This window comes from Luteolibacter sp. Y139, from assembly GCF_038066715.1.
GTDB lineage: Bacteria > Verrucomicrobiota > Verrucomicrobiia > Verrucomicrobiales > Akkermansiaceae > Haloferula > Haloferula soli.
In genome coordinates, this window is record NZ_JBBUKT010000001.1 from 498,965 (window position 1) to 519,941 (window position 20,977).

Sequence of the window (20,977 nt, forward strand, 5' to 3'; positions counted from 1 at the left end):
GCCACGGCAGGCCCTTTGAACTAGGGTCATGTCACGCCATGAGCCGAACGGTTGAACTTACGGTCCCAATGCCTGCTCGGCTTGCCACCTTGCGCTTTCCCAAAGCGCTCGATGATCGCTTGCATCACCTGTTGGATGAGCAGGGGCTTCGCGGTCGTTTGACTCCCGCAGAAAAGAAAGAGGCCGAGGCGCTTGCCGGAATCGCCACTACCCTGTCCATCCTTAAACTTGGTGCTCAAGTGAAAGCCGCCAAGGCCTGACGACCGTGGCCGTTTCCGCGAAATTGCGGCGTGAAGTCACGAAGCGAGCCCAAGGACGCTGCGAGTATTGCGGCCTGGCCTCAGTCGGGCAGGCAGCCACTTTTCACGTCGACCACGTCGTGCCTCAGATCGCCAAAGGGGAAACCATCCTGGAGAACCTCGCACTTGCTTGCATCCATTGTTCTCTGAGGAAAGGCGCGCGCCGCTCGGCAACCGATGCCAAGACCGGCAAAATCGTGCCCCTTTACCATCCCCGCAGCGACTTGTGGACGCGCCACTTTCGATGGTCAGGGAGGCGGGTCGTCGGAAGAACACCGGTTGGTCGGGCAACCGTAGAAGCGCTCGATCTGAATAGCCCGGAGCATCTCGTCATCCGCGGTTTCGAAGAGCGGCTAGGAAGACACCCGCCGCCCACACACGCCTGACAGCAGAGCACCTTTACTCCCGCTCCAACAACACCCTCCAAGTATCCGTCGCCTTCATCCGGCGATTGAGCTCCACGAGCGCAGGGAAAGCTTCCGGCGAAACCACCGCCGCCTTCAACGCCACCTCCCGCGTCCACACCAGACGCAGGCCACCATCATCGCGGCGCTCGCTGCTGACGGAAAGCGTCACGTGCCCGATACCGGACGGACCATCCCAATCGATGCTGCTCGGCTCGCCGGACAGCTTCCATCCCTTCGGCAGATCCACCGTCCACACATTGCGGGAGTTCCGTTGGGCACCCAGCGCATAGGGAAGACGGCGCGCCGTTTCATTGGCGCCTTCGAAGATCTCACCACCACCACCCGGAAGGTCGAAATAGGCCAGATCGCCCTGCACCACCGCGAAGTCGTCGACACTCGCGCCGTAGCCAAGTCTCCCCACCGCGCCCTTTTCAATCACCGGTTCGCCCCGCGGCGTAGCATCGCGCGAGAGCCCGGTGATCAGCGATTGAAAATGACGGCTGAGATCCTCCGGCGTGACCTCTGAGGCCCAGGCCGTGAAGCGCGTGGCGCCTTCGCCGCGTACCTCGGACAAATAGTCGACCCTCGCATCGCCGTCTTCGTCGATCACGATGGAATACCTCGTGGTCGAGTCATTCGCGATCGACTTCACCCGCTCGGGCGTACCGCTGTCGAGCGGCAGCACCACATCGCCATCGCTCGCATTCACCCGCCAGTCGGCGTACTGCGAAAGATAGGAGAAGTCCACCGGGCTATCTTGAAGCCGCAGCCGCGCACCAAGCGTGGTGTAGTAACCTTGGGGAAGAGCCTCGGAAGGACGGCGCGTAACCACAGCCAGCTCATCCGTCGCGAATAGCGCCGGCGTGGCATCATAGCCAGCAGCACGCAGCAGTGCCACGAACAGCAACTGCCGGTCCGCCGCACCACCATAGCCATCCGCAAGCGTCGGGGCGGCACCGGAAAGCCCCGACACCGGAATCTCACCCCAGTCGGGACCGGCCTGCCGGATATTCTTCGCCACGAAATTCCGCAGCGCCACGATCTTGTCCGCATCGCTCTGAAGCCCGGCCACCAGCTCCGCGGCCTTGCTCTTCACCGCGTCATCCGGCTGGCACTTCGCAGCCAGCACCGGCCGCAGCGCCTCGGCATAGGCCGCATCATCGCGCATCGTGGTGAAGGCAAGCTGCGGTGCCCAGGTCTTCGCAGGAGCAAGCCCGGACTCGCGCGCGATCGGCAGCAAGCGGCGCTTCACAGTGATGCGCTGCGTATCGCCGTCCTTGGTAACCTTGGCCCCCGCACGATTGTCCACATGCAGCGGCAGCGAAGCGGGCGCAATGATCTCAAGCTCGTCCGCATCCACCGCATCCGTGCTCGCGAAAATCTCTGACCAGGAAACAGCGGTTAGATTCTGATAGGCCGTCGTGTAGGCGTAATCGATCACCGAACCCTCCTCCACCTTCGGAAGTGAAATGACCTTCGTGCGCGATGGAGCATAGCGTGGAGCAGAAGCGGCCCAATCCGCATCGAGCACGTTGATCTCGTTCTCCGCGACCTCGTGGCGCACGCCATCCTTGTCGGTCACTGTCGCATGTTCCAGCACCGGCTCGGGATTGGAGCTGTTCCAGGAAAGCTTGAGTTCCGCGTTATCCTTCTTGCCCGCGTAGGTGAGCACCTTCGAGCGCTCTTCGATGCGCACGGAATACGAGTGAGCATCGGCAACCGTCACGGTCGTCTTCTGCTGCAGCACCTGCAGGTCGGGCTTCACTCCGGAATCGGTCGAGACCAGCGCATTGCGGCGGCCGGCACGGGAAATCTCACGCAAGTCGGCACGCAAGGCATCGTAGTCAGACGCAGGAATTTCGAGACGCTTCATCCGCAGGTCGAACTCACCCACCAGCTGGCTCCCTTCACGCCGCGTGCTGCGCGAGTAGCGCAGGTTCGCGTCATCGATCGTCTTGTCCGCAGGCAGCGCGAGCGTCGCTCCCACGGATTCCGGCAGCGTCACGGTCACGCGTTCCTTCACCCCGGCGAGCAAGTCGAGCTTCACCGGGAAGCGCCGCTTTTCGAGCGACGTGGCGTCGGCCAGCTGGCTGGAAACCAACCCGAGCGCTTGCGAAACGAAGGGCGTGCGCAGCAACGCCTTGCCATCGCGGTCGACCAGGAAATCCGGCGCGGTGTAGCGCACGCGCAGCTTCATCGGCTGGTCGGTATCCATGAGGTTCTCGGGCTCCAGTTTCATCTCCTCGAGCTCCAGGCCGGGGACGATGGCGGCAAGCTTGCGCTGGATGAAGCGACGAATGTCATCGACCTTCGTCTCCGCGAACGAACCACGGTAGGCCGTGTCATTGATGCCGCCAAAATCGACCACCGTTTCACCAGAGACAGAGCCATCCTTGCGCACGGTCAGATTCGTTTCCGCCGAGAGCATATTACCGGCCGCATCCGGCACCGCCGAAACCCGAAGCGTATCCCCCTTCGGATCCGCGACCAGGTAGCTGCAGTTGGCGAGGTAGGCAGGGAAGATATCCTTCGTGCTCTCGTTCGTGGAGTCCATCAGGCGCACTGCACCCTTCTCATCCCGAATGGCAGTGATCGCATGGTTGAAGTAGGGCATCGCCACCTCTTGGTCGAGAGGAGTGCCATCGGCCATGATCAGCACCGGAAAGGCGTCGAAGCCCGCGGCGCGCAGCATCACCGTCAGCAGCGCGGCCTTGTCACGGCACACGCCATAGCGCTTGGAAAAGGTCAGCGACACATCGTGCGGCTCGTAGCCGGGTGCCTCCGTCTCCGTGGTGATCCCCATGTAGCGGATCTCCTGCGAGACGAACTTGTAGATCGCACGGATGCGCTCCTCCTGATCATCGATGCCCTTCACCACCTCGGTCGCCTTGGCCTTGATGTCATCGGTGATCTTGAAATGCGGCTCGGAAATGTCCCAGTACCACCGCGAAACCGTCTCCCAATCGGGAATCGTGCTCACCAGCAAGCGCCGCACGCACAGATACGACGAAGGCATCTGCGGCTCGGGAATGATCTGCGGCGTCTCGTTCGCCTCCCACGCATACTCGATCGTGTCGCCCTTCTCCGTCTTTGCAAATTTGAGCCCGCTGTCGTCGCCATCCTTGATCAGGATCCGCGCGAGCGGCAGCGACTTCGGCGTCACCACCGTATAGCTGCGATGCAGCACCGGCACCTCGTCCTCCAGCGTGGTGATGTCGGAGAAGCCGCCCTTCATCCGGGCCTTCGGTTCACCTTCCTCGGTCTCGATCTCGACGAGATCTCCGACCTGCACGCCGGGAATCGAAGCCACCAGCATCTTCTCCGCCGGATCGTAAATGTTCATGGACCCGCTCGATGGGTCCTGCTGCACCGCCGACTGCTTGGCCGGGTCCAGCGTCACCACCGAGCCATCCGGCTTCACAATCTTCAGCGAGATGACCTTCGCATAACCGTAGTCGGTATTGAACGAAGTCGAGAAGGTCAGCAGGTCGCGCCGGCCCTTCTCGGTGAGCGCCTTCGTCCGGGTGAAAGCCTTGCGCACCGCGCCGCCCTCGGCATTCACGTCCAGATGCTGGATATTCTCCAGCACCACCGTGTCCGCATTCGGAAAACGCTCGGGCGTGATCGTCTGGGCCGCCGAAACGATGGCCGAAATCTCCGGCGGGACTTGAAGCGCGTGGAGGTTCGGCGAAAGGACGAGCAGCGAACCGGATGCCAGGAGAACGTAGCGGATTTTCATGCAGGGACGGGGGTAAAGCGGCGTGACGGGCCAGCTTTGTCCCGCGAATACCCGATTCGCCAGTCGGAAGATTACCAAACCTTCCCCCTCGTTCCGCAGAACCGCTTCACAGGAACAAAAACCACACCCCCAGCGCGAACGCCCCTACCCACACCGCACCGATATGCGCGAGGCCGAAACTACGCGCTCCCGGAGTCTCCGCACGATGGTCGTGGTGCGGACCGAAAAGCGCGCCATATTTCGCGATCAGCCAACCTCCGACAAAGGTCCAGAAGATCAGGAAGGCGACGACGAGCAGTTTGATGACGAGTGGCATGGCGGACGAACCGACTTTGCCGGAATCCACCGCCGTCGACAGGTACAGCTGAAATAAATTCGCCGGAGTACAGAATCTGTACTGCATCCGTTTCACCCCGGCTGTATCTGGAAGCCACGGGTAAACCGCCCAAGATCGTGCCATGCCGACCGCCGCGCCGCTGCACCAGGAGCTTTCGGAAAAGCTCGCCGGACTCATCCGTGCCGGCACCTTTCCCGCAGGCTCGCGCTTTCCCTCCATCCGCCACACCAGCCGCGAGCACCGCGTGAGCATCTCCACGGTGATGGAGACCTATCGCCACCTCGAGGACGAGGGCTTCATCGAGGCCCGCCCGCGCTCAGGCTACTACGTCGCCCCGCCGAAAATCACGGCCGACCGCTTTCCCACCACCGCCACCCGTGCCTCGAAGCCGCTCAAGGTCGGCTCCATCGTCGAGACGCTCATGGACACCGCCGGCGATCCCACCTTCGTGCCCTTCGGCACGGCCGCACCGGGAGACGGCATCGTCCCGGAAGCGAAGCTCGCCGCCATCACCCGCGAGGTCATGAGGAAGCACGGCGCGGAAGCCCTCCGCTACACCCCGCCCCAGGGCCGCCGCGAACTCCGCACCGCCCTCTCGCGACGCCTCTTCGACATCGGCCTGAAGGTCGCACCGGACGACATCATCACCACCCAGGGCGGCACCGAAGGCTTGAATCTCGCCCTCCAGGCGACCTGCAAGACCGGCGACCTCGTGGCCGTGGAGACCCCGGCCTACTTCGGCACCCTCAATATCATCCGCAATCTCGGCCTGCGCGTCATCGAGATCCCCGTCGATCCCCGGACCGGCCTCGTCGTCGAGGCCTTGGCCACGGCGCTGAAGAAGCACGCCATCACCGCCTGCGTGGTGCAGCCGCATTTCCAGAATCCCATCGGCAGCCTCATGCCGGAGGCGAACAAGAAAGCCCTCGCTGGCCTCGCCGCGAAGCATGGCTTCACCATCATCGAGGACGATGTCTATGGCGATCTCTCGCACGATGGCGTTCGCCCGCCCTCGATCGCCGCCCACAGCGATCGCGTGATCCACTGCGGCTCCGTTTCAAAGACCATCGCCCCCGGCCTCCGCGTCGGCTGGCTCGTTCCCGGCCCTCACCTCGCGGAAATCCGCCGCCTCAAGAGCATCCAATGCCCGTGGAACGGCACCCTCTCCGAGCTGGTCATCGCCGGTCTGTTAGATGCCGGCGGCTACGATCGCCACCTCCGCCGCATCCGCGGGCTCTACGCCGGCCAATGCGCCCAAACCCGCGAGGCCGTGCTGCGCCACTTCCCCGACTACGCCCGCGTCAATCGCCCCGCCGGCGGCTTCGTCCTCTGGGTGGAAATGCCCGCCGGCTTCGATTCACAGGCCTTCACCCAGGCAGCCCTGAAGAAAGGCATCAGCCTCTCGCCCGGCACCATCTTCTCCGCATCCGGCGGCCTCAATCACTGCTTCCGCCTCAGCTGCGGCTTCGCCTTCGGCGAACGCACCTTGGAAGCCATTTCCACGCTCGGAAAACTCGCACCCCATTTCGCACCGTGAATGCATCACAAAAAGGCATGCTCTTCGGCCTGTCCGGCGTGATGGCATTCGGCCTCACGCTGCCCGCCACACGACTCGCGGTCGCCTCGCTCGATCCCGCCGTCGTCGGCCTCGGTCGCGCCGCCGTGGCATCGATCCCCGCCGCCTTCCTGCTTCTTCTAACAAAGCAGCCCTTCCCATCCCGCGATCAATGGCAGCGCCTCGCCATCGTCATCCTCGGCGTGCTCATCGGCTTCCCGCTGTCCATCGGCTGGGCCATGCAACGCGTTGATGCCTCACACGGCGGCGTGGTCCTCGGCCTCCTTCCACTCGCCACCGCCTGCGCCGCCTTCCTCCGCGCCGGGGAAAATCCCTCGCGTCGCTTCTGGATCTGCAGCCTCGCCGGCAGCGCCACCGTCGTCGTCTTCGCCCTGTCCTCCAGCAGCGGCAAGCTGACTCCAGCAGACGGCGCACTTCTGTTAGCCGTCGCCTCCGCCGCCATTGGCTACGCCGAAGGCGGACGTCTCTCGCGTGAACTCGGCGGCTGGCAAGTCATGTGCTGGTCCATCGTCGCAGCGCTGCCCTTCATCCTCGGTCCGCTCATCTGGCTCATCCAACGCCACGGCATCCACGCCACCCCATCATCGTGGGCAGGCTTCTTCTACCTCAGCCTGGTCAGCTCCTTCCTCGGCATGTTCGCCTGGTATCACGGCCTCTCGCTCGGCGGCGTCGCAAAGGTCGGCCAGCTTCAGCTGCTCCAGCCCTTCTTCACCTTCCTCTTCGCCATGGCCTTCCTCGGCGAACGCTTCGGCTGGCAACCCGTCGCCTGCGCGGCCCTGGTAGCTCTTTTCATCCTGGCAGGACGCGCAAAGCCATCGCGGAAGCCACTATTCCGGCGCGCCCCGAGGGTGGTGGCGTGAATGCTCTTATCGCAGCGATCCCAGCCAAGCCTTGATTGCCTCCTTGCTCCCATCCAGCCCCTTGTAAGCCAGCGATTCCGCCGTCATCGAATCAATCGCGCTCACCAATGCCTCACGCTCCTCGCCGGAGATCTCCTTCGCCACGTCCAGAAAGTAAGTCCGGATCGTGAACAAGGAAGCCCCAGCTTCCGGAAAGGAAGTCAGCGTCTGCCGTTCAATCCTCAGCTCAAGTACGGGAACCGTCGTACTAAAGGCCCGCCCCTGAAACTCATTTCCCGGATGATGGTTCAAGTCCCGGTCCGTGCCGATCCCCCACGCGAAACGCACGAAAGGCCCCTTCTCCACCATCATCCCCACCAGCGAAGGAGCCGCCTTTGCCAGCTTCCCAAACCCCGCGACCGGCTGGTGCACGGCATTGAAGGGCTTGCCGATCTTTTCCTCCGCCGCCCAATGATTCGGGAAGCACAGATGGATCGCCGCGAGCCAGCCTTGGGGATCGCCGTCGGGATCGCGCCGCCAGATGGCGAGATCCTCCTGCAATTGCGAGGCCAAGGCATCAAACAGGTCCCGATAGGGCGGGGTGGCCTGTGTGGCGGAGATCAATCGATACCCCTCGTCGAAGACAATCCGCTCGGAACTGAGCGCGCACTCCAACGCCCGCCCCTCCACCAATTGAAAATACTCCGGCCAATCCCTGGCAAGGGATTCGATGATGAAGCGATTGATTTCCGCCGAGGACGCATCATCCAGCCCCACGCTCTGCGGATGGTATTTCTCCAACCACTCCGCCCGCGCGGCCAACTTGCCCTCACGATAACGCGGATACTCCGCATCGAACTGAAACACCTTCGCGTCCGTCGCTCCATTGCCCGATTCGCTGCCCAAGGCCCGGAGGCCCGCGGCCACCTCATACTTCCCGTGCGCGAGCGGGAAGTAGCGGCAGGCAACGGGCAGGGAAGCACGGGTCATGCTCCCTCATGCGGATTCTTGGAGCCCGATGCGCCGGGGAATCGCCGCAAATCCCACAAGTACCACCCTTCCACTTTCTCGCGCGCCCACGGGGTCTTCCGCAGAAACGTGAGGCTGGACTTGATGCTCGGGTTATCAAGGAAGCACCGGACACGGATCCGCCGCCCCATTTCTTCCCACCCGTAGCGCTCCTGCAGCGTGCGGACGATCGTCTCCAGCGTCACCCCATGCAGCGGATCCCTCGGATGCTCCCGTGGTGCCTCTCCCTCTCTCATGGCTTCCTCGCTCATGCCTTGCGACCTTCGTCGTACTCGTAGAAATCGAACATCGTCATCAACTCCGCGCGATCCGCGAAGCCCCCATCGGTCTTGAACTTCTCGAACATCTCCGTCCCACCATCATCATCCCGCCAACCGCGCTTCCGGGCAAAGCCGTTCCACACGACATAGTCGATCGCATGCAGCCCGCGCCCCTCGCCGAGGCACCACGCAAACGTCTCCTCATCACTCGCCCCGCCGAGAATGCGGGCCTTCACGTCCGCATAGTCCACCCGCAGGAACGCACAAATCCGCCCGTCGAATCCCTTTCCGAGATAGTCATGATAGACCTCGGGAAGCTCCCCGGCTGCGTGCAGCCGGATTTTGTCACACATCCGCGGGAAATAGACGAGTCCCTGGGTCTGATCGTAGGCACTGCGAGGAAAGCGGGGCATGCCCGGACTCTCGCAGGATCGGCCCGCCGTGCAATCGTCATGACACACCCCGGCCCCCCGCGGGAAATCCGCTTGCCTGACCGGGCCGCGTCTGGTTCATTCCCGCCCGTTCCGCAAGGTAACGCCGATGTAGCTCAGGGGTAGAGCAGGTCATTCGTAATGATCAGGTCGGGGGTTCAATTCCCTTCATCGGCTCCATTTTATAAGGGTTTACCTGCACCTACCCGCACTTGGTTGCACCTTACCGTAGTGGGTTAGTGGCAATAATGGCAGGTGAAACATGCCCCGCCGCCCTCAATTTGATCCGGTCGAGAATGCCGACGGATGGTTGGTTTCAGTGCCGGCGTCCATGTCAGCGGAGGGCGAACGGCAGCGGCGCTTCTTTAGAAGCCCTCAACTGCCTTCGGTGGATTCTTCGTCGCTCCCACCCCGTCAATCTTTCTGTTCCATTCCAGCCCTGTCTGATTGCAGATGATGACCCGATCCCACTTCTCAGTGACTGCTGCCAAATACTCTCCCGGCTTGCCCGCCATCCAAGATTGAGCGATTCCGTCATCTGGACTTGCTCCATTGCGTCTCGGCTCTCTCGCCCATGCATTGACCTTCACGAGGTAATCAACTTCGTCGCTGTTGAAGCCTACAGCGCTTTTAAACTCGATGTGGTCGCATTTCCCGTCCTGCCCAAAGTGCGCGACGATGCTGATGCCGTTCTTGCTGAACTGAATCGCGGAAGGCCGCTTGTCCTGCGGGGTGCCTTTCCCGTACCGCTTTTCGCATTGTTCACGGGTCTCTTCAAAGCGGGCATTCGCAACTGTCACCAACGCCAAGGCAAGCAAGGGGAGGAGTTTCATCGTGGCCGGGATATCATGCCTGCCGCCGGGGTGAAGCGGAAATCGAAAAGCTGATTCTGGCAGGCAGTGGGAGCTTCCGCGCCCACGCGGACAGATCCCTTATAAATCGGCCCTTTGCATGCGCATTCGTAATGATCAGGTCGGGGGTTCAATTCCCTTCATCGGCTCCACTTTCAGCCCGTTCAGTCCAGCCAACGCTGGAAACCTGAGACCGGAACCTACGGCGTGATTTCCGCCCCCAGGCGCAGGAAACGCCGCAGCGGATTGCCGGGAAGCGTCTTTGAATCCGTCACGATCACCGGCCCCGTTCCGGCATCCTGCACTGCTGCCCCCGGGGCCACGGTCCAGGCACCATCCCCCACCTTCGTGGCCAAGGTCGTCCAACCTCCCCCGGCCAGCGAATCCGAAGCGCTGATCGTGATCGTCACCCCCGCCATCTGCGGCGGACGCGTGAAGGAAAACACCATCTTGTTCGCAGCCCCGACCACGGCGGAGTAACCGGGATTCGTCCCCGCGACCTTCGGATCCGTGCCCAGCACGAATTCCAGCACGTTCGCCACGCCGTCGCGATCGAAGTCGGCTCCGGGCAGCGCATCAGGACCATCGGCCAGCCCGCCAAACTGTGCCACGCGCCACGCATCGAACGGCGACACCGGCGGCGGGTCGCTGCCCCACACCTCGAAGTTGTAGAGCGAGTAACCGTAGCCCGTAGTACGAGTGGTGCCGTACATCCGGACATAGCGCCCCGTGAAATTCAGATTGTCGTAGGTGAGATCCGTGCCGGTCGTGTTGTTATTCGTCACCGTCACCATGTCGGCCCACGGACCATTCGAGGAATCGGCCACCTGCAGCTTGTAGTTCTTCCCACCTGCGTTCTCCCACTTCAGAACCACCTTGCGGATCGACTTCGTCGCACCCAGATCGATCCACATCCACTGCGGATCCACGCCATGGATCGATTCCCACCGGCTGGTGGTGAAGTTCAGGTCCACCGCCGCGGCACCCGTGCTGTTGCCATTGATGCTGCTCGAGGCATCGGTCGGCCGACCGACGGACAGGTTCACAATGTTCGGCGCGATCACCAGCGTGAGCGTCGCCGTGTCCGTGCCGTGCGCATTGGTGGCGGAGATCGTGACATTCCCCGAGAAAGCCACCGAAGGCGTCCCGGAGATCACGCCCGTGGACGTGTTGAGGGAAAGCTCGCCGGGCAAGCCGGTGGCGGCGAAACTCGTAGGCGTATTCGTCGCGGCAATCGTATAGCTGAAAGGACTGCCCACCGTGCCATTCGCCGTCGCAGCGCTGGTGATGTCCGGCACCGGACCGGTGGTCACCGTCAGCGACAGCGTCGCATTCGCGGTCCCATTGGCATTCGTCGCCGAGATCCCGACGTTACTGGTCCCGGCAGACGTAGGCGTCCCATGGATCTGCCCCGTTGCGGTATTGATCTGCAAACCTGCGGGCAACCCGGTTGCCCCGTAGCTGCTTGGGTAATGCGTGGCCGCGATCTGGTAGCTGAAGGCAGTGTTAACGATGCAGCTCGCCGTGAGCCCGCTCGTGATCACCGGCGGCAGCACGCTTTCATCGAAGTCCATGCCCCACACCTCGAAGTTGTAGAGCGAATAGCCATACGGCATAGTACGAGCCGTGCCGTACATCCGCACATAACGGCCGGTGAAATCCAGATTGTCATAGACTAGGTTCGTGCCCGTCGTCGTGTTCCCCGTCACCGTCACCATGTCGACCCACGGGCCGCCCGCATTGTCGGACACCTGCAGCTTGTAATCCTTGCCGCCGGCATTCTCCCACTTCAGCACGATCTTCCGGATCTCCTTCAGCGCACCGAGATCGATCGACATCCACTGTGGATCCACGCCATGGATCGACTCCCACCGGCTTCCATTGAAGTCCAGGTCCACCGCCGCTGCTCCGGTGCTCCCCGCATTGATGCTGCTCGAGGCATCGGTCGTCCTGCCCACTGAAAGGTTCGCGATGAACGAAAGGCTCAGCGTCTCGCTGTCCGTGCCATTGGCATTCGTCGCCGTGATCGTCACCGTGCTCGATCCCGTCTGGGTCGGAGTGCCGGAGATTTCACCCGTCGTCGTATTGAAGGCAAAACCCGACGGCAGCCCGCTCGCGGTGAAGCTCACCGGATTGTTCTGCGCCCCGATGATGTAGGAGAATGCCACATTCACCGCACCGGTCGCGGCCAGCGGACTCGTGATCACCGGCGGCGGTCCCGCCGTGATCGTGAAGACCAGCGTTGCCGACCCCGTCCCATTGTCATTCGTCGCGGTGATCGTGCTCTCCACAGTGCCCGCAAGCGTGGGCGTTCCCGAAATCACTCCCGTCGAGGAATTCAGCAACAACCCCGCCGGCAAGTTCGTGGCATCGAAGCTGACCGGCAAATTGATCGCCGTGATCTGATAGATGAACGGCACCCCAACCACCGCCGACTTCGCCAGCGCGCTGTCGATCTCCGGCGGCGCGTCTGGATCCGGCGGCGTGAGCTGGTTGATCCAGTCGCGAATGAGCGCCTGCTGCGCCAGCGACATCGGATCACCCGGACGCATCGAGGTCCCCACCTGCGGCGGCGAAGCCCCCAGCTTCTCCATCAAGTAACTGCGCGCAGCGGAGCCGGACTGCACCAGCTTCACCCCCGGCGCTTCGCCGCTCTCCTTGTCGACCAGCTCGCTGTAAACCGCAGCCGCCTGCAAATCGAGGCCGAAGCTGTTAGTGGCGATGTCATTGTGGCAAGCCGAGCACAAGCTGCTCAGGATCGGCTTGATCTGCGTCTCGAAATTCACATTCGGCGTCACCGCGATGCCCGACAGATCCACCTCGTTCAAGCCACCGTGATACAGCCCGATGGTTAGATCCTTCACCACGGTTCCGCTGCCACCCACCGCCGCGGTCGCCTTCACCTTGCCATGGCTCGCAGCCAGCGTGTCGGCGCTCGTATCGAGATGGAAAGTCGCATTGCCCGCTCCCGTGGGAATCGGCACGTGATAGTAGCCCAGCACATCCGCCACCAGGCGATGATCCACTCCGCTCGCCGGAATACCCGACCCGGGAAGGAAATCCCGCCCACCTGCGAAATCCTGATAGCTTCCCGCCGCACCCCGCGAAATCCCCACATCCACTTGCGCAGGCGCACCCTTCGTATCCAGCGCACGACCGCGCAGCATCGTATTGGAAAGATGGAAGTCCACCGATGCAGCCTGGCTCGCTCCAGTGGTCGAAAGCGCCACCCCCGCATACGCCACCTCCACCCCATCACCAGCCGGCTCACCCGCCGACACCACCATCGCGTTGCCCGTGATCTGCGCCGAGAAAGTCACATTGATCCCCCCGCCCGCCGCGACCGCAAGCGCATTGCCTGCTCCGCCCGTGCCTCCCGACACCGCCAACGGCGTCACGCCATCCTTCTGATAGAAACGCAGCTCCGTAGCCGCCGCGAGTCCGCTCGCCGGCAGCGTCCGCCCATCCTCGATCTGACCTGTTAGAGTAATCGTCGTCGCATGATACGAGGTCACCGTCCTGACCTCCGAGTCCTGCAAACCCTGCGCGTTCGCAATCGTCAGCGTCACCTCATAAACCCCGGGCGCCGTATAAGTGTGAACCGGATTCTGCGCAGCCGAAACACCGCCATCACCGAAATTCCAGCTCCACGAGCTCACGCTGCTCCCCGGCGCAGTCGAACCATCCGTAAAGCTCACCTGCAATGGCGACTGCCCGCTCTGCGGCGTCGCCGTGAAAGCCGCCACCGGCTGCGTCCCACCCACAAACCGGATCCGCGCCAGCCGGTTATCGGTGCCAGTCGCCGCACCCTGATCGCACGAGGTGTAATATAGCGCCCCATCCGGACCCGCCGTGAAGCTCGCGATATTGTGACCGAAGTTGTCGGCAAACGCACCGCCCCCATCCGCCGGCACCGGCGTCAGCGTATCCAGGTTCGCGCCCGTCAGCGTCCACCGCCGCACCTCGCTGCTATGGCGCGAATTGTAGAGCGTCGGCGCGCCACCGACCGAAAGCGGCCCGCTGCGGATGATCGCGATTCCCGTCTTCGAGGGCGAGGAAGTGTCCAGGACCTTCCGCTTGCCATCGCCGGAGTTGCCCGTGAACTGGTCCGGCCAACCGCCATCCGCCCCTTTCTCGATGCGCGTGATGCGGTCCGTCCCGTCGCCATTTTCCGAAACGTAGAGCACATCCGGAATCGGCGCGGCGGGGTCAAAGGTGAAGCGGAAAGGATTCCGGTAGCGCGCCGACCAGATCCTCGCCCGCACCGCATTCACATCACCGGCATAGTAGGGATTCGTCGCCAGCCCCTTCCCGTCGGAAGAGCTGATCTTGAGAATCTTCCCGTTGTAGAGACTCAGGTCGCCCACCAGATCACGGTTCCCGTCGTCCCCGATCATCACATAGAGATTGTGCGGATCGTTGGGATGGAAAGCGATGTCCCCCGCCTTGTGAATCCCCACCGTGTTCGGCAGCCCGCTGAGCAGTATCACCTCTGAACCCGGCACTACCGCGGTAAATGCCGCGTTCGAAGTCATACGCACGATCCGCTGGTCCGTCGCGGTCGCGTAGAGCACGTAGAGGTAGCGGTTGTTCTGGAAATCGGGATCCAGCGTCATCCCCGTCATCCCGCTCTCCGCAGTCGTGGTCACCTGCGATACCAGATTCGCGAACACCACCGGCGCCCCGAAGGTCGTCGCCGAAGTCGGCGAAAGCACCAGCACCCGCCCCTGCTTCTCGCACACCCACAAGCGCCCCGCGAAATCGAAGCGCATCGAGATCATGCCATTGCCCTGATAGATCGTCTCCTGCACGAAGCCGGACGCGCTGAACGTCGCCGCCTTCGCCGCTTGGGGAACCAGTAAGCCCAGCGCGCAGAATAGAGTGGAAAGGATCGGGTGTTTCATCAGTCAGGTCGTTCAAAGCGTATCCTATAATGCAGGATCGGGAAGGCCGCCGACTGGCCCCCTGTCGCTCATACGCACCCAACATCCAAATAATGCAACTTTATGCAACAAAATGCTTCGGATTTCTTCAAGAAGCGATCTCTATAGCCTCCCTCACTTCAATCCGAAAGGATTCGTACCCTTCCCTCCCACCGCCTCAACCACTGGAGTCGTGCCATCATAAAGGTCGATCCTTCCACCCGCTTGGCAAACCAGCTTGAGCCGGTCCGGCGAAAGAACCTCCGCGCTCATGTCCTTCGCCTCACGCTTCAACGCGCCCACACCCTTGGCCTCGAGCACCACCTCCCCACCATGCGGCGCAGTCAGGATGATCCACCGCACCTTCCCCTGCCCCGCCGCGGCACTCACCTCGAAACCACCCTCTGCCGTGAAGCCGCGGAAAACCGTCCGCTCCCACTTCGGCGACAACGCCGGAAAGACATGAATCACCCCATTCTGGCTGCGGAAAGCCATCTCCTGCAACACCGCCGCACCATGCAGCGGCGTCTCCATCACCGGCGCGGTGCCTTCCTTGTAGAGCGTGTTGGGCTGAATGAATTTCTGGAAGCCATCAAGCAAGCCCTGCGCCCGCGCCCCATCCCCGAGGATCGCCGACATCGCGATGCCTCCGGTGAAGGAGTATCCCTGCAGCGCCCCCTTCTTCGAGTGCCAGTGATCCAGGTTCGACTTGATCCACTCCGCCCCATCGCTCTCCGGCGTCACCAGCCCATACGGATAGATCATCAGCAGGTGCGACCAATGCCGGTGACTTTTCTCAAACGGCATCCCCGCCCCGATGAAATACGAATGCTCATTCTTCGGAAACGGCACCAGCTTCTCAAGGATCCGCTTCCACTCCGGCACCAGCGGATCCTTCGTGCCAAATTTCCCATCCAGCTCTAACAAGGTCCGGCAACCCCACCTCAGCCCCGCGAGATCGTAGTTCGCATCAGGCGCCTCGCCATACTCCGGGCTATGCGTCTTCGGCAGATGCAGGAAGCCATCAGCCCCTTCGGCAAGGAAATGCCGGTGGTAATTCACCGCCCGCTTCAGCAGCGGGAAAAGCTGCTCCTTCCCCATCTTCTCATCCATCGACACCCGATAGTGCCGATAGAGATTGTGGCACATCCACAACAGGTTCCCCGCCTCCATCCCGATATCCGCACGCTCCCGGATCGCACGTCCGCCCGGCTCCCCCGCCCATCCAAAAAGATCCGGCCCCGTATTTCGGCACAGCGCCGCCGAGTCCGCCCGATACTTCTCCTCCACCGAACGGATCATCCCATCCAGCCCCGCCGCCAGATGCCTCGGCACCGCCCCCGCCTCCGCATAACGGGCCGATGAATAAAACGGTGAGTAGCTGAGCTGCACATTCAGATTCCACCACGTCGCCGACCAACCCGACGGCTGGAACCACGGCCCGCTATTGTCGATCAAACCCCGCTCCGCCCGCGTCGCCGACGCCATCTTGTAAACCTGGATCCAGTAAAAGGACTCCCAATAGGGATCACCGAAGCTGAAGAAGCTCTTCGGATACCACTGGTGCCACCACTCGCGGTGCGAACTCTCAAGCGAAGCAAAAGCAGCCGATGCCGATGCCTTCACCCGTTCCTGCGCGAATGCCACAGGGACCTCCTTGAGATCGTACATCGTCGTCCAAAACAACCTGCCCTCCTTCTCCTCCCACGCCGTGACGTATCCTCCCCCGGCAGCAAGGGCTTGATCCAAATGCCCCTTGCTACGATCTCCCTCGTACTTCAGCGAAGGATTCGGAACCCGTTCTTTGCGAAACTCCGCCGGCAGCTTGCTCTCCCGCGGGCTCACCGAAGGCTCGGCCACGAACTCCAGCGTGGCACCGCTCTCCCCGCCACTCCGCTTCAACTCGATCACGCCCGTCCCGTTCGTCGCGTGAATGAACATCCGCCACGCGATCTCGCCGCGATCCGTCACCACCGTCCCACGCGCCTCCGCATTCCACAGATCAATGCGGGCCGTGCTCTTCCCCGCATCAATCTTCCCCTCCGTCTTCAACTCGAAGCTCCCCACCGGAAGCCGCCCCCGGTTCTGCACCTCGATCGCATCCAGCACCTTCCCCTGCCACACATCATCCGTCCGATGATCATGCACCCGATTGCTCCCCACCTGAAAACTCATCACCCGCTCTCCCCCGAGCCGCGCCATCATCCCCAGCTCGCCATCCCCCACGAACGGAGCCTCCCACCACTCCTTCCCCATCCGGTTCCAAACCGGATCGTGCCCCGCGAGAAAGGACCGCCAATCAACCCTCTCCTCCAACCCCGACGCCGGAAACACCGAAGCAAAAACCAACAACGCGGCAAACAGGGCTTTCATGGAATCCCCACGCTGCCAAACGACTCCACAGAACGGCAAGCCACATTTGTCATACAAATTTATCCATGCACCCCAGAGACCCGCAGCCTTGCACCATCCAGCCCTTCCGCTAGAGTGATGAGGCATGAACGCCGTTCTGGATCTCCCCGAAATCGGCGACCGGCACGCCTTCAATCTGGCGCGCTGGCAGGAAATCTGCGCCGACCCTCAGGTGCGCACCATCGAAGGCCGGGTCGAGTCGGATGCACACGGTCACATCCTCATGAGTCCTCCCCCGGCATTCGAGCATTCACAATTCCAGTATCGAATCGCACGCCTGCTTGGCGAACATCTGGGACATGACGGAGCCTCCACGGAGTGCCCCGTCTCCACGACCAAAGGGATCCGCGGCATTGATTCTGTCTGGATCTCGGCCGAACGGCGAACGCAAGCCCTCCGCAGTGGAGTCCTTGTGATTGCTCCAGAGATTTGCGTGGAGGTGATTTCGCCCGGCAATACCCGCAACGAAATGGAAGAGAAGCGTTCCCTTCTCTTCCAAGCCGGAGCCGACGAGGTCTGGTTCTGCGACACCAAGGGACGCATGTCCTTCTTCCTGCGCGATGCCCCTTCGGTAGCCGCCGGGAAGTCGCTCCATTGTCCGGACTTCCCGGAATCGATCGGCTAGGCAAAGCTCCCGCGTGCCCGTCGCCATGCTCATCCTCGCCTGCGTCTTGTGGGCGGTCAGCTTCCCCGTCATCAAGGCGCTGAACCTCGAGCAAACCGCGCGGCTGCCGGGAGCTTCCGAGACCTTTCTGGCGATCTGGCTGCAGATGGCCCGCTTCGCTTTGGCGGCAGCCATCATGATCCCGCTCATCGCGCACCAGTTGCCGACGCGCAAGGAACTCATCCAGGGCACCCGGCTCGGCCTCTGGGGTGGACTAGGCATGGCACTCCAAGCATGGGGACTCAATTACACCGAAGCCTCCACCTCCGCCTTCCTCACCCAAGCCTACTGCGTGATCCTCCCGCTCGTCGCCTGCATCAAGACCCGCCGTGCCCCGACGCTGAAAGTGCTCACCGCCACCGCGCTCGTCATCATCGGCGGCGCCATCCTCTCCGGCGTGAAACCCGGCGAACTCAAGATCGGCAGGGGCGAGGCCGCCACCCTCGCCGCCGCCTTCATCTTCACCTTCCAGATCCTCACACTGGAAAATCCGAAGTATGACGGAAACCGCGGCATCCCCGTCACCTTCGCCATGTGCGCGGCCATCGCCGTGATCTTCCTCCCGGTCGTCGCCTTCCTCGCCCCCACTCCCGCCCACCTGATTTCACCCGGCGCGACCTGGCAGGCCTTCACCCTCATCCTCGTCCTCGCCCTCGTCTGCTCGGTCGGCGCCTATGGCCTCATGAATACCTGGCAGCCCCGCGTCTCCGCCACCGAGGCCGGCCTCATCTACACCACCGAGCCAGTCTTCACCGCCGCCTTCGTGCTGTTCCTGCCAGCCATGTTAGGTCAACTTGTCCACAGCGGCTATCCGAACGAATCCCTCACCTTCTCACTCGTCGCAGGGGGCTCCCTCATCCTCGCCGCCAATCTCCTGATGCAATGGAAACGCCGTCCACATCCTCCCGCCATCGCTCCGGCCCCGTGAAAGTCCTCTGCTTCATCGGCCGCAATCTGCTGCGGCTGCTGATGCTGATCCCCGCACTCTGGTGCTTCGGCGCGATCTACTTCGACGGCCCCTTTCCCGGATCGGGGAACATGATCCTCGGCATCCTCTGGGTCGCGCTCACCGTCTTCCTCCTCTTCCGCGCCCGCTCGAAGCGCGATCGCTGGCTCTCCTTCGCCGCCGGCCTCGCCATCGTCATCATCCCGTGGTCCTTCAAGAAGCCCCGCAATGACCGCGACTGGTCACCGGAATACGCCCGCACCGCCAATGCCAAGGTCGAGGGCGACGCCGTCACCTTCACCAATTTCCGCAACTTCGGCTACACCCTCGATGGCACCGTCACCGAGCGCTGGGAAACCCGCACCGTCCACCTGTCCAAGCTCCGCGGCATCGACTTCTTCCTCAACTACTGGGGCTCTCCATCGATCGCCCACCCCATCTTCTCCTTCGACTTCGGCGATGAAGGACAGGTCGCCTTCTCCATCGAGACCCGTCGCGAAAAGGGCGAGACCTACACCGCCCTCGGCGGCCTCTATAAACTCTACGAACTCACCTACCTCGTCGGCGACGAGCGCGACTTCATCCGCGTCCGCACCAATATCCGTGAGGGCGAGGACGCCTACCTCTTCCGCCTCGCCACGCCGCCGGACAAGGCCCGCGAGCGCTTTCTTGAGTACGTCACCCAGATCCAGGCCCTCGCCGCCAAGCCGCGCTTCTACAACGTCCTCACCGCGAACTGCACCACCGCCATCCGCTCGCAGCTCAACGTCGAAAAGAAGTTCATCCCCGACAAACGGCTCATCATTAATGGCAAGCTCGATGAACTCTTCGCCGAGCGCGGCCTCTTCGCCGTGAAGGACATGCCCCTCCCCGAACTCAAGGAGCGCGGCCACGTCGATGATCGCGCGATGCACGCTCAAGATGATCCGGAGTTCTCCAAAAAAATCCGCGAGACAGTGCCCGGATATGATCCGTAAGTCTGCAATTTCTGCAAACGTCAGAAATTAGATTTTCCTAAGGATGTCGTTGGGATTGAGTGGGGTGTTCTTTTACCCTTCCCATGAAATTCCGCCATCACCTCCCGGCTGTGGCGCTGCTTGCCCTAACTGGCAGTGCCTCCGCGATCAAAATTGAGATCCGTTACGACTACGACACGAACGGGTTTTTTACAGCCAATCCTCAGGCCAAGACGGTCCTCAGGGCCGCCGCCGATTTCTACGAACCGCTGATCAAGGATTCGCTCGGCACCATCAACCCCGCCGCCAGTGGCTACACTTGGAGCGGCAAGATCGAGCATCCCGGGACAGGCACTGCCAGCTTTGTCGTCCCGGGCTTTGTCGTCCCTGCCGATACCATCGTGATTTTCGCGGGTGGCCGCGCTCTCGGCGGTGCTGCCGGAAAGGGCGGCTATGGAGGAGTCAGCATCTCCGGCGACTCGGATTGGATCACGCTGGTCCGCTGCCGTGGGCAGACAGGCGCGATTGCCTCGCCCGCCACCGACTTCGGACCCTGGGGTGGATACGTCAGCTTCGATACCGGCATGTCCTGGAACTTCTCCATGACGAATCCCACGGCCAGCGGCGTCCCCTTCCTCTCCGTCGCGCTTCATGAACTCGGCCACGCACTCGGCATCGGTACGTGTCCTTCATGGACCGCCAAGGTCTCCGGCAGCAATTTCACCGGCGCCCGTGCGGTGCAGGTATACGGCGGAAACGTCCCGCTTGATACCTTGAGTCCTGGCCACTGGAAGGACGACAAGAACGGCGACCCGGGGGTCCCCAGCAAGGCCTACGGCTCGTTTGGCTCTCCACACGGACTCGTGCAGGTCGGACTCATGGATCCAGTCGTTCCCTCGGGCAGCACCAACAACCTGGTGGTAACCGACATCGATCTCGCCGCCCTGCGCGATGTCGGCTGGCAACTCGATCCACCGCTGAATCTCACCTCCCCGAAACCCAGGCCCACCGGCAGCCCGCTTGTCTTCTCATGGCCCAGCACCACTGGCTTCACCTACCGGCTCCAGCGCAGCCCGTCCCTCGCAGCGGGCTCATGGACTGACCTCTCGACCCAGGCGGGAAATGGCTCCACCCAGCAATTCTCATCGGCTGCCTCCGGCCTTCCAAAGGCCTTCTACCGCCTGACCACCGAACCTGCCGCCGCCCCCGCACCGCTCGCTGCGCCCGTTACCTTCGGACCCCTCTCCACCGAGACTCCGCCAGGCGGAGTCGAAGGCTGCATGTGCGGCGCCCATTGACGGCACCCGTG

General features: G+C 62.5%; 16 protein-coding genes and 1 tRNA gene. 9 read left to right on the forward strand and 8 right to left on the reverse strand.

Annotated features, from left to right (window positions below; translation table 11 throughout):
* Positions 1-38 precede the first annotated feature (38 nt).
* A complete protein-coding gene (locus WKV53_RS02245; RefSeq protein WP_341402716.1) occupies positions 39-260 on the forward strand; it encodes a hypothetical protein in 222 nt (73 codons plus the stop codon).
* Between the two features lie 5 nt (positions 261-265).
* Positions 266-685: an HNH endonuclease gene (locus WKV53_RS28605; protein ID WP_345789627.1), complete on the forward strand. Its 420-nt coding sequence runs from the start codon at positions 266-268 to the stop codon at positions 683-685.
* A gap of 13 nt (positions 686-698) precedes the next feature.
* Here the strand turns inward: WKV53_RS28605 and WKV53_RS02250 are convergent, their stop codons facing one another.
* Both WKV53_RS02250 and WKV53_RS02255 read right to left on the reverse strand, forming a co-directional pair.
* Positions 699-4,445, reverse strand: a complete 3,747-nt coding sequence (locus tag WKV53_RS02250) for a DUF3857 domain-containing protein (RefSeq protein ID WP_341402717.1) — start codon at positions 4,443-4,445, stop codon at positions 699-701.
* A gap of 106 nt (positions 4,446-4,551) precedes the next feature.
* The gene (locus tag WKV53_RS02255; RefSeq protein WP_341402718.1) at positions 4,552-4,761 is read right to left on the reverse strand and encodes a hypothetical protein; all 210 of its coding nucleotides are present in this window, start codon (positions 4,759-4,761) and stop codon (positions 4,552-4,554) included.
* A 142-nt stretch (positions 4,762-4,903) separates the two neighbouring features.
* Between WKV53_RS02255 and WKV53_RS02260 the strand changes: the two genes are divergently transcribed.
* Entirely contained in the window at positions 4,904-6,319 is a 1,416-nt protein-coding gene (locus WKV53_RS02260; protein ID WP_341402719.1) for an aminotransferase-like domain-containing protein, read from the forward strand.
* The gene (locus tag WKV53_RS02265; RefSeq protein WP_341402720.1) at positions 6,316-7,218 is read left to right on the forward strand and encodes a DMT family transporter; all 903 of its coding nucleotides are present in this window, start codon (positions 6,316-6,318) and stop codon (positions 7,216-7,218) included. The genes WKV53_RS02260 and WKV53_RS02265 overlap by 4 nt, the downstream gene beginning before the upstream one ends.
* Before the next feature lie 6 nt (positions 7,219-7,224).
* Here the strand turns inward: WKV53_RS02265 and WKV53_RS02270 are convergent, their stop codons facing one another.
* From WKV53_RS02270 to WKV53_RS02280, 3 genes are read right to left on the reverse strand one after another with little or no spacing between them, the layout of a single operon-like run.
* Positions 7,225-8,187 carry a heme-dependent oxidative N-demethylase family protein gene (locus tag WKV53_RS02270; protein ID WP_341402721.1) on the reverse strand — a complete coding sequence of 321 codons (963 nt, stop codon included), beginning with the start codon at positions 8,185-8,187 and terminating at the stop codon, positions 7,225-7,227.
* Positions 8,184-8,477 carry a VF530 family protein gene (locus tag WKV53_RS02275; RefSeq protein ID WP_341402722.1) on the reverse strand — a complete coding sequence of 98 codons (294 nt, stop codon included), beginning with the start codon at positions 8,475-8,477 and terminating at the stop codon, positions 8,184-8,186. Before WKV53_RS02275 ends, WKV53_RS02270 begins: the two co-directional genes overlap by 4 nt.
* The gene (locus tag WKV53_RS02280; RefSeq protein WP_341402723.1) at positions 8,474-8,899 is read right to left on the reverse strand and encodes a DUF5069 domain-containing protein; all 426 of its coding nucleotides are present in this window, start codon (positions 8,897-8,899) and stop codon (positions 8,474-8,476) included. The genes WKV53_RS02275 and WKV53_RS02280 overlap by 4 nt, the downstream gene beginning before the upstream one ends.
* 123 nt (positions 8,900-9,022) lie before the next feature.
* Between WKV53_RS02280 and WKV53_RS02285 the strand changes: the two genes are divergently transcribed.
* Positions 9,023-9,097 (forward strand) — tRNA-Thr (locus WKV53_RS02285).
* A 185-nt stretch (positions 9,098-9,282) separates the two neighbouring features.
* Here WKV53_RS02285 and WKV53_RS02290 read toward each other — a convergent pair.
* The 3 genes from WKV53_RS02290 to WKV53_RS02300 form a co-directional block, all read right to left on the reverse strand.
* A complete protein-coding gene (locus WKV53_RS02290) occupies positions 9,283-9,750 on the reverse strand; it encodes a hypothetical protein (protein WP_341402724.1) in 468 nt (155 codons plus the stop codon).
* 218 nt (positions 9,751-9,968) lie between these two features.
* Positions 9,969-14,672, reverse strand: coding sequence for a putative Ig domain-containing protein (locus tag WKV53_RS02295; RefSeq protein ID WP_341402725.1), 4,704 nt, complete (start codon positions 14,670-14,672; stop codon positions 9,969-9,971).
* A 153-nt stretch (positions 14,673-14,825) separates the two neighbouring features.
* The gene (locus WKV53_RS02300) at positions 14,826-17,063 is read right to left on the reverse strand and encodes a glycosyl hydrolase family 95 catalytic domain-containing protein (RefSeq protein ID WP_341402726.1); all 2,238 of its coding nucleotides are present in this window, start codon (positions 17,061-17,063) and stop codon (positions 14,826-14,828) included.
* Between the two features lie 124 nt (positions 17,064-17,187).
* Here WKV53_RS02300 and WKV53_RS02305 point away from each other — a divergent pair, with 124 nt between their 5' ends.
* From WKV53_RS02305 to WKV53_RS02320, 4 genes are all read left to right on the forward strand, one after another.
* On the forward strand, positions 17,188-17,727 hold the full coding sequence (locus WKV53_RS02305; RefSeq protein ID WP_341402727.1) for a Uma2 family endonuclease: 540 nt from the start codon (positions 17,188-17,190) through the stop codon (positions 17,725-17,727).
* Between the two features lie 25 nt (positions 17,728-17,752).
* Positions 17,753-18,694 carry a DMT family transporter gene (locus tag WKV53_RS02310; protein ID WP_341402728.1) on the forward strand — a complete coding sequence of 314 codons (942 nt, stop codon included), beginning with the start codon at positions 17,753-17,755 and terminating at the stop codon, positions 18,692-18,694.
* Positions 18,649-19,689 carry an Lnb N-terminal periplasmic domain-containing protein gene (locus WKV53_RS02315; protein ID WP_341402729.1) on the forward strand — a complete coding sequence of 347 codons (1,041 nt, stop codon included), beginning with the start codon at positions 18,649-18,651 and terminating at the stop codon, positions 19,687-19,689. The genes WKV53_RS02310 and WKV53_RS02315 overlap by 46 nt, the downstream gene beginning before the upstream one ends.
* Before the next feature lie 83 nt (positions 19,690-19,772).
* On the forward strand, positions 19,773-20,966 hold the full coding sequence (locus WKV53_RS02320; protein WP_341402730.1) for a matrixin family metalloprotease: 1,194 nt from the start codon (positions 19,773-19,775) through the stop codon (positions 20,964-20,966).
* Positions 20,967-20,977 lie beyond the last annotated feature (11 nt).